Annotated in this window: 15 protein-coding genes; 9 read left to right on the forward strand and 6 right to left on the reverse strand. The window is 57.3% G+C overall.

What is annotated here, in order from left to right:
- Positions 1 to 24 precede the first annotated feature (24 nt).
- On the forward strand, positions 25 to 1,443 hold the full coding sequence (locus tag HCU74_RS13265; RefSeq protein WP_168450894.1) for a TolC family outer membrane protein: 1,419 nt from the start codon (positions 25 to 27) through the stop codon (positions 1,441 to 1,443).
- A 3-nt stretch (positions 1,444 to 1,446) separates the two neighbouring features.
- Here the strand turns inward: HCU74_RS13265 and waaA are convergent, their stop codons facing one another.
- Both waaA and elbB read right to left on the reverse strand, forming a co-directional pair.
- The gene (waaA, locus tag HCU74_RS13270; RefSeq protein WP_168450895.1) at positions 1,447 to 2,721 is read right to left on the reverse strand and encodes a lipid IV(A) 3-deoxy-D-manno-octulosonic acid transferase; all 1,275 of its coding nucleotides are present in this window, start codon (positions 2,719 to 2,721) and stop codon (positions 1,447 to 1,449) included.
- A 55-nt stretch (positions 2,722 to 2,776) separates the two neighbouring features.
- On the reverse strand, positions 2,777 to 3,430 hold the full coding sequence (gene elbB / locus HCU74_RS13275) for an isoprenoid biosynthesis glyoxalase ElbB (RefSeq protein ID WP_168450896.1): 654 nt from the start codon (positions 3,428 to 3,430) through the stop codon (positions 2,777 to 2,779).
- Between the two features lie 202 nt (positions 3,431 to 3,632).
- Here elbB and trxA point away from each other — a divergent pair, with 202 nt between their 5' ends.
- The 5 genes from trxA (at position 3,633) to HCU74_RS13300 (ending at position 9,500) form a co-directional block, all read left to right on the forward strand.
- Entirely contained in the window at positions 3,633 to 3,959 is a 327-nt protein-coding gene (gene trxA / locus HCU74_RS13280; RefSeq protein WP_168450897.1) for a thioredoxin TrxA, read from the forward strand.
- 228 nt (positions 3,960 to 4,187) lie between these two features.
- The gene (rho, locus tag HCU74_RS13285) at positions 4,188 to 5,456 is read left to right on the forward strand and encodes a transcription termination factor Rho (protein ID WP_168450898.1); all 1,269 of its coding nucleotides are present in this window, start codon (positions 4,188 to 4,190) and stop codon (positions 5,454 to 5,456) included.
- An 80-nt stretch (positions 5,457 to 5,536) separates the two neighbouring features.
- Entirely contained in the window at positions 5,537 to 7,000 is a 1,464-nt protein-coding gene (ubiD, locus tag HCU74_RS13290; RefSeq protein WP_168450899.1) for a 4-hydroxy-3-polyprenylbenzoate decarboxylase, read from the forward strand.
- Positions 7,001 to 7,127: 127 nt separating this feature from the next.
- On the forward strand, positions 7,128 to 8,267 hold the full coding sequence (gene hemW / locus HCU74_RS13295; RefSeq protein WP_168450900.1) for a radical SAM family heme chaperone HemW: 1,140 nt from the start codon (positions 7,128 to 7,130) through the stop codon (positions 8,265 to 8,267).
- A gap of 234 nt (positions 8,268 to 8,501) precedes the next feature.
- Complete coding sequence (locus tag HCU74_RS13300) at positions 8,502 to 9,500, forward strand: sensor domain-containing diguanylate cyclase (protein WP_168450901.1); 999 nt, start codon at positions 8,502 to 8,504, stop codon at positions 9,498 to 9,500.
- A 21-nt stretch (positions 9,501 to 9,521) separates the two neighbouring features.
- Here HCU74_RS13300 and HCU74_RS13305 read toward each other — a convergent pair whose 3' ends face one another.
- Positions 9,522 to 10,304: an SDR family NAD(P)-dependent oxidoreductase gene (locus tag HCU74_RS13305; RefSeq protein ID WP_168450902.1), complete on the reverse strand. Its 783-nt coding sequence runs from the start codon at positions 10,302 to 10,304 to the stop codon at positions 9,522 to 9,524.
- 199 nt (positions 10,305 to 10,503) lie between these two features.
- Here HCU74_RS13305 and HCU74_RS13310 point away from each other — a divergent pair, with 199 nt between their 5' ends.
- Positions 10,504 to 10,980 (forward strand): NUDIX domain-containing protein, encoded by a 477-nt coding sequence (locus tag HCU74_RS13310; RefSeq protein ID WP_168450903.1) that lies wholly within the window; start codon positions 10,504 to 10,506, stop codon positions 10,978 to 10,980.
- A gap of 28 nt (positions 10,981 to 11,008) precedes the next feature.
- Here the strand turns inward: HCU74_RS13310 and HCU74_RS13315 are convergent, their stop codons facing one another.
- Positions 11,009 to 12,085: a mechanosensitive ion channel family protein gene (locus tag HCU74_RS13315; protein WP_168450904.1), complete on the reverse strand. Its 1,077-nt coding sequence runs from the start codon at positions 12,083 to 12,085 to the stop codon at positions 11,009 to 11,011.
- Positions 12,086 to 12,296: 211 nt separating this feature from the next.
- On the opposite strand from HCU74_RS13315, the gene ilvD reads away from it, so the two are divergent.
- Complete coding sequence (gene ilvD, locus HCU74_RS13320; protein WP_168450905.1) at positions 12,297 to 14,141, forward strand: dihydroxy-acid dehydratase; 1,845 nt, start codon at positions 12,297 to 12,299, stop codon at positions 14,139 to 14,141.
- Between the two features lie 168 nt (positions 14,142 to 14,309).
- Positions 14,310 to 17,057: a bifunctional diguanylate cyclase/phosphodiesterase gene (locus HCU74_RS13325; RefSeq protein WP_168450906.1), complete on the forward strand. Its 2,748-nt coding sequence runs from the start codon at positions 14,310 to 14,312 to the stop codon at positions 17,055 to 17,057.
- Here HCU74_RS13325 and HCU74_RS13330 read toward each other — a convergent pair.
- Both HCU74_RS13330 and HCU74_RS13335 read right to left on the reverse strand, forming a co-directional pair.
- Complete coding sequence (locus tag HCU74_RS13330) at positions 17,054 to 17,461, reverse strand: PaaI family thioesterase (RefSeq protein WP_168450907.1); 408 nt, start codon at positions 17,459 to 17,461, stop codon at positions 17,054 to 17,056. The two genes, HCU74_RS13325 and HCU74_RS13330, sit on opposite strands and share 4 nt — an antisense overlap.
- Before the next feature lie 130 nt (positions 17,462 to 17,591).
- A complete protein-coding gene (locus HCU74_RS13335) occupies positions 17,592 to 18,839 on the reverse strand; it encodes a malic enzyme-like NAD(P)-binding protein (protein WP_168450908.1) in 1,248 nt (415 codons plus the stop codon).
- Positions 18,840 to 18,874 lie beyond the last annotated feature (35 nt).

Below are 18,874 nucleotides of genomic sequence, written 5' to 3' on the forward strand. Positions count from 1 at the left end.
CCGTTAGCAACACAGGTTAACTCTATGATTGCCCATCGTCACTTGCTTCGTGTCGCCTTTGCGGTTGCCCTTGGTGCACCGGCGGCCCACGCTGAAACCCTGCTGGATGTCTACGAACTGGCGGTACAGAACGACCCGCAACTGAAGGCCGCTGAGGCGACCTATCGCGCTGACCGTGAAACCGAGGTATTGGCGCGGTCCGCGTTGCTGCCACGGTTGACCGGGCAAGCATACTATCAGGAGTCAGAGACAGATGCGGCGTCGAAGAGCACGACCTTTTCCGGCACCTCGGCAACGGTTATCGATCAGCATACCTCAACCGATTCAGAATCCGAAAATTATTCACTGTCGCTGACTCAGCCACTGTTCGACTTGCCCGCCTGGTTCAGCTATCGCGCGGGCAAGCGGGTGAGTGAGCGCGCACAGGCCCAGCTTGCCTACGATCAGCAGCAGCTGATTGTTCGCGTGGCCGAGGCCTATTTCAATGTATTGCGTGCCCGTGAAAATCTCGACGCCTCCAAGGCTGAAGAGCGCGCGGCGAAGCGTCAGCTGGAACAAACCCAGCAGCGTTTTGATGTGGGCTTGATCGCGATTACCGATGTACATGAGTCCCGTGCAGTCTACGATTCCACCGTGGCCCAGCGCCTGGGCTTTGAGGGGGCGCTGGCCGTCGCCAAGGAGAACCTGAGCACGCTTACCGGACAGGAGCACCACAATCTGTGGTCGCTGAAGGGGGATTTCCCCATTGTGCTGCCGGAGCCCGCCGATCGCGCGGCCTGGGTAGAGTTTGCCCTGGCGAACAACTACCAGTTAAAGGTCGCCAATGCCGCGTCGGGTTCGGCCCACGATATGGCCCGGGCAAAGCGTTCCGAGCATTTGCCGAAAATTTCGGGCAGTTTCTCCTATACCAAGGATGACACCGACGGCTCTCGCACCTTTGATCCGCCAAGTACCTTCTCGGTGCCGCCGGAGAGCGAGTACGAAAGTGAGGTAGTGCGGGTCACGTTGACCATGCCGCTGTTTGCCGGTGGCGGTATCAGTGCCGGGCGGCGCCAGGCTTACGAGCAGTACAATGCAGCCAAATACAACGCCCAATTGGCCCAGCGTCAGGTGATCGCCGGCACCCGCGCCCAGCATATTGCAGTGCACACCGCCGTGCAGACCGTAAAGGCGCGGAAACTGAATATCGTGTCGGCGCGCAGCGCCCTGGATGCGACTCAGGCCGGTTATGAAGTGGGCACGCGCAATGTAGTTGATGTCCTGGATGCACAGCGCAAACTCTATGCGGCCATGCGCGATTACAGCAATGCCCGCTACAGCTACGTGGTGGATCTGCTCAAGTTGAAACTGAATGCGGGGACCCTGAGTCCGGCAGATATTCAGCAGCTGAATCGCTGGTTGCAGGAAAGCACCGCTGTTTCGCTGAAAGAGACTAAGGGCTGAGGCTTACTCTGCCCCGCTCGCCAATGCGGCGTCGATCTCGGCAATCAATGTTGCCAGCGCGCCGCGATTCCCCTCCATGACCGCCAGAGCGGCACTGCCCATCGACTCTCGTTTGCCCTGATTGGCCAATAACGAGGTTAGTACAGCGCCGATCTCCTGAGCGTCGGTTTTTATCAGCGCCCCCGCCTCCTCTAAACGTTGGCTGATATCGGCAAAGTTAAAGTCGCTGTGGCCGGTGAGTATCGGCAGACCCCATGCCGCGGCCTCGAGGCTGTTGTGGCCGCCGTGGGGGACCAGACTGCCACCAATAAAGGCGACATCTGCGCAGCCCAGCAGCACCAGCAGCTCGCCCATAGTATCGCCCAGTAACACCTGTATTGACCCGGTATCGCCGGTGCTGGCACTGCGGCGGAGGTAGGACATCGCCTGGTTTTCGATAAGCCGGGCGACGCTGTCGAAGCGTTCGGGGTGGCGCGGCACCAGTATCAGCAGCGCTTCAGGCAGTTGCGTGAGTAGTTTGCGGTGGGCTGCAAGCAGCAACTCGTCTTCGCCCTCGTGGGTGCTTGCCGCAATCCACACCGGGCGGTCGCTGCCCAGCGACTGGCGAAGCTCCCGGGCTGACCGGCGCTGGGTCTCCTCCAGTGTCAAATCAAACTTGATACTGCCGGAGACGCGCAGCGCGTGGGGCTCTACCCCCAGTTCAGCAAAACGCCGGGCATCGGCCTGGTGTTGGGCAACAATTCGATAAAAGGCGCGCATCACCGGTTTGCTGAGGGCGCCGGCACGTTGATAACCCGCCGCAGATTTTGCCGATAGTCGCGCATTGGCCAACACCACTGGCACGCCGCTGGCGGCGGTTTGGCAAACCATGTTTGGCCACACTTCGGTTTCCATGATGACTGCGGCCCGGGGTCTTATTCTTCGCAAAAAGCGGCGAATGCTGTCCGGTGTGTCGTAGGGTGCGTACACGTGAAACACCCGGTTGCCGAACAGCGCACGTACCCGCTCAGAGCCGGTGGGGGTCATGGTGGTGACCGTCACCGGCAGATCCGGGTGTTGCTGCAGGTAATGCCGGATCAGTGGTGCGGCGGCGATGGTTTCACCGACGGATACGGCGTGCACCCACAGCCCGCCGGGGGGCGGAGATGAGCGAAAAAAGCCGAATCGCTCTGCCACCCTGTGGCGGTAATCGGGGGCCTTCAGTGCACGGTAGGCGAGCCGCAGCAGCACCAGCGGCAGCAGCAGATAAAATAAAATACTGTATAGCAGTCGTGCCATGGAACTCGCTGTCTTTAACGTCGGGCGGCCAGCATAGCCGCCGCGATCAGGGATGTCATAGCATTTTAAGCAGTTCGTCCACGGTGGTGCGAATGCCCTTGGCTGCCTCGGAAATGCTGTTTGCGACCATGTACGCGGGGGTGGTGACCAGTTTGCGCTCACTGTCAACGCAGACCTGGTCGACCTTGCAGTCGAAGTGCTCGCCGCCCATAGCGGCAATTGCCGCCGATACCTCGGCGTCGTTGCCCACGGTACATTTCACCCCGGGGCCAAAAATTTTCGCCGCCATCGTCGGGGCGATACAAATCAGTCCGATGGGCTTGCCGGCCTGGTGCATGGCCTGGGCGAACTGAAGGAATTCCGGCAGCACCTGCATGTCTGCGCCTTTTACCGCGAAATTAGACAGGTTCTTCGCCGCGCCAAAGCCGCCGGGAACCAGAAGGGCGTCATAGTCATCGACCTTCGCGTCTTTCAGGTCCTTGATGTTGCCCCGTGCCAGGCGCGCGGCCTCTACCAGCACATTGCGGCTTTCCCCCTCGGCGACCTCGCCGGTAAGGTGGTTAATCACGTGCATCTGTTCAATGTTGGGGGCGAAACATTGATAGTTGATGTTGGCCTCTTCCAGGGCCATAAAGCTGATGACGCTTTCGTAAATTTCCGAGCCGTCATAGACGCCATTTCCGCAAAGAATTACTGCGACCTTTGTCATTACTCGCTCCCTAGCTATGTGTATGATATTGGGCTGGTTTTTGGTCGGGGGCAGGTGTTGCCCTGCCCTGCCTTGCCAGCGTCGCCGCCTACTTTAGCGCATGTGCGGCCGCCGTGCAGGGGCGATGGGCTTTTCCATCGCAAATTTAGCTGTGTTATCATCGCCGATCCTGAATTTTACGATACCAACTCGGAGAACCAAGATGAGCGACAACATCGTTCACGTCACTGACAGCAGCTTCGAAGAAGAAGTGCTTAAGTCCGATCTGCCTGTGCTGGTAGATTTCTGGGCGGAGTGGTGTGGCCCCTGTAAGATGATCGCGCCAGTACTCGATGAGATCTCTGGTGTTTACGCTGGCAAGATCAAAATCTGTAAGCTCGACGTTGACGCAAATGCCGATACTCCCGCCAAGTTCAGCGTACGCGGTATTCCCACGCTGATGATTTTCAAGGGCGGCAACGCCGAGGCAACCAAGGTTGGCGCACTGTCCAAGAGCCAACTTTGCGACTTCATCGACGGCGCTCTGTGATGACACTGCCCCGCGGAATTGCGGCGGGGCAGATTTTTAGGCTTTACGCTCCTGCCATTCGGTGATAGAGTCTCGTCAATCCCCATTTTTCACAATAATACCTGTTAGTTTTTTCGCTTCTGCTACGTCTGCGTCGTCCGCACGTCCGGTCACCTTTGTGTAGGTCACCCGGCACTCCTGCGTTCTTCGTGAGTCTCATCTTTACTCAAACCAACTACCCACGAACCTATGAACCTTACTGATCTTAAAACCAAGTCTGCCCAGGAATTGCTCGATATCGCCAAGGAAATTGGCCTCGACAACATCGCCCGCTCTCGCAAGCAGGACATCATCTTCTCCATACTCAAGCGCCACGCCAAGAGCGGAGAAGACATTCACGGCGATGGCGTACTGGAAATTCTGCAAGATGGGTTTGGTTTTTTGCGCTCTGCAGATTGCTCTTATCTGGCGGGCCCCGATGATATCTACGTGTCGCCCAGTCAGATCCGTCGCTTTAACTTGCGAACGGGTGACAGCATTGCCGGCAAAATCCGGCCACCGAAAGAAGGCGAACGCTACTTCGCCCTGCTCAAAGTAGACCAGGTTAACTTCACTCGACCTGAGCAGTCCAAAAACAAAGTTCTGTTTGAAAACCTTACTCCCCTGTTCCCCAATGAGCGCCTGACCCTGGAAATGGGCACCGGCTCTACCGAAGACCTGACCGGCCGTATCATTGATCTCGCCGCGCCAATCGGCAAGGGCCAGCGCGGGCTGATCGTTGCACCGCCAAAGGCGGGTAAAACCCTGATGTTGCAGAACATTGCCCAGAGCGTGATTCGCAACAATCCCGAATGTTATGTGATTGTGCTGCTGATCGACGAGCGTCCGGAAGAAGTGACCGAAATGCAGCGCTCTGTCGGTGCACGGGGAGCCGAGGTGGTCGCCTCGACCTTTGACGAACCCCCTGCTCGTCACGTACAAGTCGCTGAAATGGTTATTGAAAAGGCCAAGCGTTTGGTAGAGCACAAGCGCGATGTGGTGATTCTGCTCGACTCCATTACCCGTCTGGCCCGCGCCTACAACACCATCGTACCTAGCTCCGGCAAGGTACTCACCGGTGGTGTCGACGCCCACGCACTGGAACGTCCCAAGCGTTTCTTTGGCGCCGCGCGGAATGTTGAGGAAGGTGGCAGCCTGTCGATTATCGCCACTGCCCTGATCGACACCGGCTCCAAGATGGACGAAGTGATCTACGAAGAATTTAAAGGCACCGGTAACAACGAACTGCACCTCGACCGCAAAATCGCCGAGAAGCGCGTCTACCCCGCCATTAACATTCGTCGCTCCGGCACCCGTCGCGAAGAACTCCTCACCGGCGAAGAAGAACTGTCGAGAATGTGGATACTGCGCAAACTGCTGCACGGCATGGAAGACACCGGCGCGATCGAGTTTTTGATCGACAAGCTGAAAGACACCAAGACCAATGGCGAATTCTTCGATTCAATGAAAAGGAAATAAGCAAGGCGCAAAACGCGAGACGTCAGACGCCGGTGCAGTAGCGGTTTTCGCGTCTCGCGTCTTGCGTCTCGCGTTTAGTCATGACCCACCGCGACCTCAGATCCTTTATCCAGCATCTCGAAAAACAGGGCGAGCTGAAGCGTATCAGCTACCCTGTTGACCCCAATCTTGAAATGACCGAAATCTGCGACCGGGTACTTCGTGCCGGTGGCCCCGCCTTGCTGTTTGAAAATCCCAAGGGCTATGACTATCCGGTGCTGGCCAATCTGTTTGGCACGGAAAAGCGCGTGGCGATGGGGATGGGGCAGAAGGACATTGAGGCCTTGCACGAAGTCGGTGAGCTGCTGGCGTTTTTGCGCCAACCCGATCCGCCAAAGGGATTGCGGGACGCGTGGAATAAAATGCCGGTGTTCAAGCAGGTGTTGAACATGGGGCCAAAAATGGTCAGCAAGGCGCCCTGCCAGCAGCACCGCATTGAGGGCGATGCCGTCGATCTGCGTAAGCTGCCGATTCAAACCTGCTGGCCCGGCGACGCCGCGCCGCTGATTACCTGGCCACTGGTGATTACTCGCGGGCCGAACAAAGAGCGGCAAAATCTCGGTATTTACCGAATGCAGTTGCTGGGTCGCAACAAGCTGATTATGCGCTGGTTGTCCCATCGCGGCGGCGCGCTGGATTTTCAGGAGTTCAAGGCCACCCACCCCGGCGAGAAGTTCCCCGTGTCAGTGGCCCTCGGAGCGGACCCCGCGACAACATTGGGCGCGGTGACGCCGGTACCGGACACTCTGAGCGAATACGCTTTTGCCGGACTGTTACGGGGCGAGAAAACCGAACTGACCACCAGCATCAGCAACGATTTGCAGGTGCCTGCCACTGCCGAGTTTATTCTGGAGGGCTACATCGACCCCGAGGAAATGGCAGACGAAGGCCCCTACGGCGACCACACTGGCTACTACAACGAAGTTGATCGCTTTCCGGTGTTTACCGTGACCCATATTACCCATCGCGATCAGCCGATTTATCACAGCACCTACACCGGTCGCCCACCGGATGAACCTGCGGTGCTCGGCGTCGCCTTGAATGAGGTGTTAGTGCCTCTGTTGCGTCGGCAATTTCCCGAGATTATCGACTTCTATCTGCCACCGGAAGGTTGTTCCTATCGCATGGCGGTGGTCACCATGAAGAAGCAGTATCCCGGCCATGCCAAACGGGTGATGTTCGGCGTGTGGTCGTTTCTTCGCCAGTTTATGTACACCAAGTTCGTGATTGTATGTGACGACGACGTCAACGCCCGGGACTGGAACGATGTGATCTGGGCAATCACCACCCGTATGGACCCGGCGCGAGACACGGTACTGGTCGAGAACACCCCCATCGACTACCTCGACTTTGCCTCGCCGGTGTCCGGGTTGGGTTCAAAAATGGGCATGGATGCCACGAACAAGTGGCCCGGCGAAACTGACCGCGAGTGGGGCACGCCGATTGTGAAAGACCCGGCAGTAGTCGCGAAAATCGATGAGATATGGCAGGAGCTGGGGTTGTGAGAGCTGTGGTGCAAGACGCGAGGGGCAAGATGCGAGACGCAATACCGGCATTGGCGTTTTGCATCTTGCGTCTTGCGTTTCGCCGCTCACTGGGCGTTTCCCGTCTCCCGTCCAGCCTCTCCCGTTAATGCATACTCTGCCGCCGCTGTCGCTCTACATTCACATCCCCTGGTGTGTGCGTAAGTGTCCCTATTGCGACTTCAACTCCCATGCCCGTCAAGGTGAGCTCCCCGAATTTGCCTATGTCGACGCCATGCTTGAAGACCTCGATCAGGATCTTGGCTTTGTTCAGGGGCGGTCGATTCACAGCATCTTTATCGGCGGCGGGACCCCCAGTTTGTTCAGTGCAGCGGCCTATTCCAGGCTTTTTGCCGGATTGCGCGCGCGGTTGGGCTTTGCCGCAGACATTGAAATCACGCTTGAGGCCAATCCCGGGACCCTGGAGGTGGGGCGGTTCGCCGCTTACCGGACGCTTGGTATCAATCGGCTGTCTATCGGTGTGCAGAGTTTTGATCCTGAACAGTTAAAGAAATTGGGTCGAATCCACAGTGACAGCGACGCGCTGGCCGCCATCCACAGTGCCAGGCAGGCTGATTTCGATAATTTCAATATCGACTTGATGCATGGTTTGAGCGGGCAGACAGCGGCACAGGCGCTGGCAGACCTGACGACTGCCATTGATGCCGGAGCGCCCCATATCAGCTGGTATCAGCTGACTATCGAGCCCAATACCGAGTTTTACAAACGGCCACCACAACTTCCGGTGGAGTCTGAACTGGGGGCGATTCAGCAGGAGGGCCATGAGCTGTTGGCCGAGTCCGGCTTTGGACGCTATGAAGTATCCGCCTATGCCCGGCAGGGGCATCGGGCAAAGCATAATCTGAATTACTGGTGTTTTGGTGATTATCTGGCGATCGGCGCCGGTGCCCACGGCAAAATCACCGTAGCGGATAGCAGGGAGGTGTTTCGTTACCAGAAAACCCGCAAGCCCGAGGATTATCTCAGCCGAATAGGTAGCCGCACCAGCAAGCGGGAGATGATTGCTCGGGAAGAATTGCCCCTCGAATTTATGATGAATGCCCTGCGCCTGCGCGAGGGTGTGGATGAAGCGCTGTTCTTTCAACGAACGGGAGTGCCTCTGGGCGATATAAATAATTCGTTAGAGCAATTGCGCGCCAATGGCTTGCTGGTTAGACGAAAAGGAACTATCGCAGCAACGGATAAAGGCTTTGAATTTCTTGACAGTGTACTGGCCGAATTCCTTTAGTATTTGAATCTATTCCCCTTTTTATCTTTGCACCTGAGCAGATGGGAAATTTCGCCCGGTGTTGCGGTGTGATCACTTCAGTTGTAAACCTTCGGAATCTACATATCGTCGCCCGCGTGTAAATCAAGTAGAGTCCCGATATGCCTTGCTACAGCGCGATTAGTTTATAACGAGTAGTTCAAGCCATGAAAGGAGGGTAATTTACCGGCGCCCTTTGGATTATGGGGGTAGTCTATGATTGATGAGAAGGTTTTGAGATCAGCTCTGGATGCTAGCAGCGAAGGAGTCATGATATTTGCCACGGGCAGCCACGGCTGGGAATGCGTCTATGCCAACCCTTCCAGTGCAATGCTGTTTGGTTTTGACAGAGCGGACATCCTAGGTCCTGTAGACGGCGCCAGCAAACTTCATGGCATTTTGTTAGACAAATCCCTGCGTTCGACTATTCGTCAAACCCTGAGCACGGGTGAGAGTTTTCGTTACACCTTTGAAGTTGGACGCCTCACCGGAGGGACCTTTTGGTGTGAAATGAATATGTCGCCGTTAAACGATGACGGCGGAAATTGGACCCACACCATTATGATGGCCCACGATGTCAGCGACACAGTGCGCTATGCCAGAAAGATCGAGAGTAAGAACCGCCTGCTAAGAGAACAAAACAGCGCGCTGGAAAACATTGCCAGTCGCGACGATCTAACGGGCTTATATAATCGCCGCCATTTCGACGCAGAGTTGGCGAGAATGGTGGGCTTGCATGAACGTTTGGGGTTCCCTTTAAGCATTGCATTTTTTGATGTGGATTTCTTCAAGAAATTTAACGACAGCTATGGTCATCAAGCCGGGGACGATGTGCTGCGGGAAATCGCCATGGTGCTGCAGGACGGCTTTAGTCGCGAGACCGATGTTGTGGCGCGCTACGGCGGTGAAGAGTTTGTTGTGCTCAGTATCGGTGAGTCATTGGTGACCACGTTTTACCAGCATGTGGACACGGTGCGCGATGGTATCGCAGCACTGGCCATTCCACACAAGAGTTCTTCCTGCGCTTCGGTGGTAACTATCAGTGCGGGGATATACTTCGGTGACCTCGTTACCCCCGGCCAGCCCCAGTCAGTGATCGAAGCCGCTGACCGCGCGCTTTACCAGGCCAAACACGCCGGGCGAAATCGCGTTGAGATTTCTGAGCTTGTAGAGGTCCATCTTCCGGTCGGCCCAGGCTACGCAATCGGCGGTTGAGCGAGTGATTGACGGCGTCGATTACACATAGCGCACGGCACCACCGTCAATGCGGATGTTTTGTCCGTTGATAAACCCCGCCAGATCGCTGCACAAAAAGGCCACCAGATCTGCTACTTCCTGCCGTTCGGCGATGCGTTCACAGGGGTTGGGAAAATCGTGGCTCACAATGCCGGCAACGATATCCTCCCAGCGCTCACCCCAGCCCAACTTTGCGGCTCGTCGGCGATAGCTCTGCTCCAGCTCGGCGGTGTGAATCAGCCCCGGCGATACGGTATTTACCGTGACACCACTGCCGCTGAGTTCCTTGGTCAGGCTAACCGTCATAGTGGCGAGAGCGCCCTTGGCGGCATAGTAATGGGGCATAATATTATTCGGTTGGTGGCTGCCGATAGTGCCCAGTTGCACAATGCGTCCCCAGCCTTTCCGGCGCATCGCGGGGCTGAAAGCACGGCATAGCCCCGCCGCCGACAGCACATTGTGCTGATACATTGTCAGCCAGTCCTCTTCACTGCAGCTGGCCCATTTGCCGGCGCTGCCGGTGCCGTAGTTGTTTACCAGAATATCAATCTCACCAATGGTGCTAATCTGCTCTACCAGCTGCGCGCGCCCGGCCTCGCTGGTGATATCGCCCCAGCAGCTATAGCATTTCGCGCGTTTGGCGACATCCACTGCATCGCGCTGTTCCAATGCGTGAAATATTACCGTAGCCCCTTCGCGCAGCAGTGTTTCTGCGATCACTTGTCCGGTGCCCCGTGAGCTTCCGGTGACCAGGGCGAGGCGATTGTTTAAATTCAATTCCATAGCGACTCCAGTGCAAAGAGGGTGGCAGGCACACAGGCTGCCACGAATCGCGCAGCTTGGACAGGTTCATACCAGGACCGGGGGCGGCCAAGTTGCGGTTTTGATCCGGGCTGGGCATTATCGACGGCTTGGTAATGAAAGGAATCGCTGGTGAGCCGTCATCGGTGTAGTCCTGTCGCAGTGAAATGAGAGTGAACAGATGAAATTTTGTCCCCAATGCGCCGCGCCGATCGGTGAGGTATTAATTGACCATGAAATCCGTCGCGGTTGTTCTGACCCTGGCTGCGGTTTTGTGCATTTCAACAACCCGGTGCCAGTGGTGGCGATGATCGTCGAGGTTGAAGGCGGCGTGGTAATGGCCCACAACGTCAGCTGGCCGAAAAAGTTCTATTCGATTATCACCGGCTTTCTGGAAGCGGGCGAAGACCCGGAAGAATGCGCGCGGCGGGAAACCCAGGAGGAGTTGAACCTCCACGCGCTGGAAACCCGTCTGGTGGGCGTGTACCCCTTTGCCCAGCAAAACCAGGTCATTATTGCCTATCACATCAAGGCTGCGGGCCAGATCGCGCTGAACCACGAGCTGGACGACTACAAAATTGTCCCGCCGGAAGAGATCAAGCCCTGGCCAATGGGGACGGGCCTGGCATTAACCGACTGGCTGAAGACCCGCCTGTAAACAGGGGTCTGTCCCCGGGGACAGACCCCTATTCGTCGCTGCTGTCTTTGTCGGCTTTGCGGTCTTTTTCACTTTCCAGCTTGGCGATGGTGCGGGCTGCTTCGAGTTCCTCGGTGCGTATGCCCAGCTCGGCCTTGATCTCGTCGCGCTCGGCTTCATCCAGCTCTTCGTTTTTCAGGCTTTCCTTCAGCGACTGAATCTTGCTTTCCAGCGTATCAACGGTGCTGGTGATTTCGGCCTTGTTGAACAGCACGCCCTCGGCGTGGCCGTCGGTGTCCTTTTCGCGCTGGCGGTGGCGTTTGGCGGGGATGATTTTTCCGGCGGGGTCGAGCACCCGCTGGTTCATAAAGTTGGGCGATACGATCTCAATGCCGGCTTCGTGCAGGGCGTCCAGCATACGGCCCCTGAGCTTGGAGCGAGTGCTCACTAATAGCCCGGCTTCGTCCAGCCAACCGCTGGCACGATAGGTGACGGAGAAGTCGCCCAACCCGCGAATTTGTACAAAACCGTCGCCCAGTTCGGACTGCTCGAGGGCCTTTAGCAGGGCTGCCTCGATATCGCGGCGGTCAACGTCGTAGCCCAGCGAGACATCGGCGGAAATCACCGTGCCGGAGGACCGCACAACGTTGTAAGGCTCCTGTACCAGCAGCAGATTGGGTACGGTCACCAGCTCGCTGGTCTCATTCTGGATTTCCACATGGAGTAAGCCTCGCTGGGATACTCGCCCGAGTTCGTTGCGAAACTCGATGTAATCTCCTGCGCGAAAGCTGTTCACTGTGCGCAGCATAAAACCCGCCATCAGGTTTCCCATCACCGATGTGGAACTCAGGGCAATCGCGGCACTGGCGAGGAGGCCGATCAATGAAAACAACTGGCCGCGTAACTCGCTGTCCATCGGCAATGTGGCGATCAGCATGACCAGCCCAAGCAGGCGGAAAATCAGCTTGGTGCCTTGCTCCCGGTAGCGAATATCGGCGCCATGCTCCTTTTGCACTGTAAATATCTTGGCGGTGAACAGCCAGGCGATGCCGAGCACCAACAGGGTAATCAGGCTGGGCAGCCAGGGGAGGATCAGCGAGTGGGCAGTGCTTACAGGATCGTTCATATCAGGCCTTGTGGTCGTCTGCTCGGCGTGGTGTCCGCGTAGCAGCTGGATAGATGCAACAGCGCCAATCTACCAGATTGACGGCCTTTGCGTTGTCGTCGGTAGTGGCAATAGTACGGCGCTTTCTCCACGATGTCGCAGTCCACTCAGAATGGCCTCTCTGTGGTAAACTTGCGGCCTTTACTGGAGAGTCTACAGATAAGAGGTCAGCATGCCTGCATACCGTTCCAAAACCTCCACCGCCGGTCGCAATATGGCAGGTGCCCGCGCATTGTGGCGCGCCACGGGTATGAAGGACGGCGATTTCGATAAGCCGATCATCGCCGTCGCCAACTCCTTTACGCAGTTTGTGCCTGGCCATGTGCATCTCAAGGACATGGGACAGCTGGTCGGGGGCGAAATCGAAGCAGCCGGTGGGGTCGCCAAGGAGTTCAATACCATCGCTGTAGACGATGGCATTGCCATGGGCCACGACGGCATGCTGTACAGTCTGCCCAGCCGGGATATTATTGCCGACTCCGTGGAGTACATGGTAAACGCCCACTGCGCCGATGCGCTGGTGTGCATCTCCAACTGTGACAAGATCACTCCGGGGATGCTGATGGCGGCGATGCGGCTGAATATTCCGGTGATTTTCGTGTCTGGCGGGCCGATGGAAGCGGGTAAAACCAAGCTGTCGGAGCACAAGCTCGATCTGGTTGACGCGATGGTAATTGCGGTCGACGACTCCGCTGACGACGAAACCGTAGCGGAATACGAGCGCTCGGCCTGTCCGACCTGTGGCTCCTGCTCGGGGATGTTCACCGCCAATTCGATGAACTGCCTGACGGAAGCCCTGGGGCTGTCGCTCCCGGGCAATGGTTCGCTGCTGGCCACCCACGCCGACCGGGAAAAACTGTTCCGCGAAGCGGGTCGTCGTATCGTCGAAATTACCAAGCGCTATTACGAAGAGGACGACGACAGTGTGCTGCCGCGCAATATCGCCTGTCGTGATGCCTTCAATAACGCCATGGCCCTGGATATCGCCATGGGCGGCTCGACCAATACCATTCTTCACCTGCTGGCCGCTGCTCAGGAGGCCGAGCTGGACTTCACCATGAAGGACATTGACGCCCTGTCGCGCACGGTGCCCCAGCTGTGTAAAGTCGCGCCGAATACCCCGCTATACCATATGGAAGACGTACACCGTGCCGGTGGTGTTATCGGCATTCTCGGTGAGCTGGCCCGGGCTGGCCTGCTCAATACCGGTTTGCCCACGGTGCACGCGAGTAGCATCGCCTCGGCGCTTTCTACCTGGGACATCATGGTGACCGATAATGACGCGGTGAAGGAGTTCTACAAGGCAGGCCCCGCGGGTATACCTACCCAGACCGCCTTTAGTCAAAGCACCCGCTGGCCGTCGCTGGACGCCGATCGGGAAAATGGCTGTATTCGCGAGCTGGCCCATGCCTTCTCCACCGAAGGTGGTCTGGCGGTGCTCTACGGTAACATCGCTGTTGATGGCTGTGTGGTGAAAACCTCCGGCGTTGACGAAAGCATTCTGGTCTTTGAAGGCCCGGCCCATATTTGTGAAAGCCAGGAAGACGCCGTTGATGACATTCTTCACGACCGGGTGAAGGCGGGCGATGTGGTTATTGTGCGCTACGAAGGCCCCAAGGGCGGCCCGGGTATGCAGGAGATGCTCTACCCCACCAGCTATATCAAGTCCAAAGGGCTGGGTAAGGCCTGTGCCCTGCTTACCGACGGTCGCTTCTCCGGCGGCACATCGGGGCTGTCAATTGGCCACGCGTCGCCGGAGGCGGCTGCAGGGGGGGCAATTGCGCTGGTCGAGCAGGGGGATATTATCCGCATAGATATTCCTGCCCGTACCATTAATGTGCTGCTGGACGATAGCGAGCTGAACAAGCGTCGCAAGGCGATGGAGGCCAGAGGTGCCGACGCGTGGAAGCCGGTAAAAGAGCGTCCGCGCAAGGTGTCTGCAGCATTGAAAGCCTATGCCAAAATGGCGACCAGTGCCGATAAAGGCGCTGTGCGGGACGTCAGTCAGCTCGATTGACAGAACGCGGCGCTGGGCTATTCTTGAAGGGAGTACGTAGGGTTTTGCGAAGGTCGTTGTCGTAAAACCACGTACACCCCCAATGTGGTGTAGCTGATAGAATGTGCTGAAATGGCATCTGCAATGGAGGGCTTGGGATGACCGAACAGGTACTGACATCGGTGACACATGCCCATAGCCTTGGTGATTCAGGTGCTAAGTAGATCGTCGCGCAAAAAAAAACCGGATAACGACTTCCCCATTCGCTGGTTTCACCGGCTTGAGTTTCGCGTGGTTGCCAGTTTTGCAGCCCTTTTCATTCTGGTTGTTGTCAGCCTGTTTATCATTGGTAAAACCGTCGGTGAGTCGCTGATTCGCAGTCAGGCCTCGCAGACGGTTGCCGGCGCAGGAAGCGATGTGCTGGCGGAGCTGGAGCGGCGCGCGGCGAAGGCATCGATTATTGCACACAATATGGCGCGGGCCGCGCAGTGGGTGATCGACCACGACAACGGCCGACTGCTACTGCGTGATATGTTAAACCCGCCCGGGGCAGAAAGTATTATTGCCGGGGGCGGCGTTTGGCCGGAGCCCTTCGCCTTTGAGCCTGACTGCGAGCGCTGCAGTATTTTTTGGGGTCGTAACGCCAGCGGAGAGCTGGAATTTTATAACGACTACAATCTGATGGAAGGTGCGGGTTATCACCGGGAAGAGTGGTACGTGCCCGCCCGCTATCTGGCCCCTGGGCAGGACTACTGGTCCAAGCCGTATATCGACCCCCATTCCCGCCAACAGATGGTGACGGTTTCCACGCCGATGCACCGCAATGGTGAATTGCTGGGGGTGGCCACAGTGGATCTGAAGCTGGAAGGGATTGCCGAGCTACTTGCTCAGGCCACGTACAGCTTTGGCGGCTACGCCTTTATAGTGGATCGCAGCGGTCGCTTGCTGTCCTTCCCCAATGAAAAAATGGTGAGGGAGGGGGACTCGCCAACGGGTAACTCCCTTGAGCCCTATATTCACATTGATGAGCTGGCCCGGCGATATCCCGAGTACAGGCCGATAGTCGCCATGCTCAGCGTGCAGATGAAGGGCTTGAAACAGCGCAGCACGGCAATTGATACCCTGGCGGAAAAAATCAGCGACGAGAGCTACCAGATTGGCCGCGAGGAAGCGCAGCGAATCAGTTCAGCCTATTTTTTTGGTACGGCGGAGGCGACCAGGGCGAGTCAGGCTGGTGCCATTATGGGCAGTGACTTTCTTCTGGGGGAAAAGATCTACGTCTCGGTCACCACTATGCCCGGCACCTTCTGGAATATCGTTACGGTGATGCCCGACAGCGCCGCTCGGCTTGAAGCCACGGAGTTTGTCGATAGCCTGTTCGATGTCATTATCTACGCTATTTTGACCGTGCTGGTGGTGACCTGGTTGTTGATACGCGCCCAGCTTGCCATTCCGATGAAGCAAATGTCCCAGCAGCTACGTACCAAGCTGGCCCTGCAGGAGGGGGAGTCGGAATTGATCTTCACCGAAGATCGCGGAGAACTGGGGGCGCTCACCCATCTGTTTAACCAGCGCACCCTGCAATTACTCGACAGTCAGCAGGCGATAGAACACCTTGCGTTTTACGACCCGCTGACGGGCTTGCCTAATCGCCATATGCTCCACGTTCGGTTGAAGGCACTGCTGGCCAGTGTTGCCCACGGCGAGCTGCATTTTGCCCTGCTATTTCTTGATCTGGATCGCTTCAAGCATATCAATGATTCGCTGGGGCACGGCTTTGGCGACCAGTTGCTGGTGCAGATCGGCGAACGGCTGCGCAACGGTGCAGGCGCGGAATTGGTCGCTCGTGTGGGCGGCGACGAGTTTGTCAGTCTGGTGCTGAGTCCGGTGGCCCAGAGCGAGCAATTGCCCGCTCGCGCCGAGCAGGTTGCCCGTCATATTACTGAGTTGTTGGGCGCAGCCTTTGATATCAACGGCAATGACTACCATATCTCCACCAGTATCGGTATCAGTCTCTGTGTCAACGCTCGGGACACATCGGCGGACGACCTGCTCAAGCAGGCCGATACCGCGATGTACCACGCGAAAAACAGCGGCCGAAATACCTATTGCTTCTTTGAAGATGCCATGCAAAAGCGGGCCGACCAACGGCTCAAGGTCGAGAAGGAGCTGCGCTACGCCATCGATAACAATCAGCTGGAGCTGTATTACCAGCCCCAGCTCGATTCTGCCGGGCAGTGTGTGTCTGCCGAGGCGCTGGTGCGCTGGAACCACCCTGAGCGCGGTGTTGTGGCGCCGGGGGAATTTATTCCCATCGCCGAGGAGAGCGCGCTAATCGAGCGGCTGGGGCGCTGGGTGCTGCGCGCCGGTTGTTGGCAGCTACAGGAGTGGCAGAATGACGGCATTTACCTCGATCATTTGGCGATCAACGTCTGTGCCCGACAGTTCCATTGCGGCGATATTGTGCAGGATGTGCGCGACGCTCTGGACTACTTCGGCGTCGATCCGAGCCGGATTATTCTCGAGATTACCGAGAGTCTGATTGTTGAGAACGTGATCGACACCATTTCAAAAATGAATGAGCTGAAAACACTGGGGGTCAGAATTTCCCTCGATGATTTCGGCACCGGGTACTCCTCGCTGCGTTACCTGAAGCAGTTGCCGATCCACCAACTGAAAATCGACCAGAGCTTTGTGCGCGATGTGGCCTCCGACGAGAGTGACCTGGTGATTGTCGAGACGATTCTGTCGATGGCCCACCACCTGCGTCTGGAAGTCGTTGCCGAAGGTGTGGAGACAGAAGAGCAGTTGGCGTTACTGCAAGCGCGGAATTGTGAGTACTTCCAGGGCTATTATTTCTGTCGGCCTGTCCCAAGTGCGCAGTTTGTCGCATACGTCGAGGAAGCCCGCAATAAGGCGACGCTGGCGCAGATTTAACGCTGTGGTGGAATGGAATAGGTGCCGACAACGTGGGCCACGGGGTCGGGGTTACCTTCTGAGTAGAGCGACACCTCGCCCACAGCGAGGGTTTTGCCCAGTTTGATTAGCCGACATTCGGCGAGGATATCCCGATTGGCGCTGGGCTTGCGCAAAAAGTTGATATTCAGATTGGTCGTCACCGCCAGGGCCACGAGGCCAATTTCGCCGAGTATGGCAGCGTAGAGTGCTGCGTCAGCCAGTGCCATCAAGGTTGGGCCCGACACCGTGCCCCCGGGTCGCAGGTCGCTGTGGCCGATTCGTTTGCGCAGGGTGGCACTCAGTTTTCCCAAATGCTCCAGTTCAATATCAGCCTGGGGGAATTCCCGGGCAAAGAAATCAGCCAATTCCTGTTTGTCGATCATCGCGCATCCCCGCCACTTATGTTTTCGTTGAATACATTATCGTTTTTACCCCGCCTTGTAAAAGGCTGTGGCGTTTACGGCAGGGACAAAAAAGCCGCGACAGGCGCGGCTTTTGGGGGTGTGGCCCGATTTAGCTGAGTGGGTAGTGCTCGGGGTAGGGCAGTAACGCTACTCCGCTGTCTACCGCGGCCTTGGCGACCGCAGCGGAAACCTTGCCGAGCAGGCGGCGATCTACCGGTTTGGGGATGATGTAGTTTGGGCCGAAGCTCAGCTCGCCCACAGAGCAGGCGTCAATGACCGCCTGGGGGACGGGCTCCCGTGCCAGTTCGCACAGCGCGTGAACGGCGGCGACCTTCATCTCTTCGTTAATCGTGGTGGCGCGTACGTCAAGGGCGCCGCGGAAGATGAAGGGAAAGCCGAGAACATTGTTAACCTGGTTGGGATAGTCCGAACGGCCCGTGGCCATAATCAGGTCGTCCCGCACCGAGAGGGCCAGTTCCGGCACAATTTCCGGGTCGGGGTTGGAGCAGGCGAAAACAATAGGCTTATCTGCCATATTGCGCAGCATCTCTTCGCTGAGCAGGTTGGCGCCGGACAGGCCGACAAAGACATCGGCACCAACGATTGCTTCGGCCAGGGTGGTTGCACCGCTGGCATTGGCGAATTCTTCCTTGTAGGGGTTCAGGCCGGCGCGACCGGGGGTGATAACGCCGCTGCGGTCGATCATATACAGGTTGTCGTAGGTGGCGCCCAGACTAATCAGCAGGCGCATGCAGGCGATCGCGGCAGAGCCGGCACCCAGGCAGACGATTTTCGCGGTCTCGATAGACTTGCCCTGAATTTCCAGAGCATTGAGCATACCCGCAGCGGTAACAATGGCGGTGCCGTGCTGGTCGTCGTGGAATACCGGAATATTGCACTGTTCAATAAGAATGCGCTCAATTTCAAAGCATTCGGGAGCCTTTATGTCTTCAAGGTTAATCCCACCGAAGGTGCCGGCAATGCGGCGCACGGTGTCGATAAAGGCCTGTGGGTCTTCGGCGTCCACTTCGATATCAATGGAATCAACATCGGCAAAGCGTTTGAACAGCAGTGCCTTGCCTTCCATAACCGGTTTGCTGGCGGCGGGGCCGAGGTCGCCGAGGCCGAGGATGGCGCTGCCGTTGGAGATTACCGCGACCAGATTGCCCTTGCTGGTGTACTTATAGGCGTTGAGGGGGTCTTTGGCGATTTCGCGCACGGGTTCGGCGACGCCAGGGCTGTAGGCTAGCGACAGGTCGTACTGAGTCTCAGCGGGTTTGGTCAGGCAGATGCCGATTTTGCCGGGTGTCGGAATGGAGTGATAATCCAGAGCCGCCTGCTTCACATCTTTAGACATTGTCATGCTCTCGGTGTCTGTGCTCTCTCAAATGG

This window comes from Spongiibacter thalassae (assembly GCF_012272835.1).
GTDB lineage: Bacteria > Pseudomonadota > Gammaproteobacteria > Pseudomonadales > Spongiibacteraceae > Spongiibacter > Spongiibacter thalassae.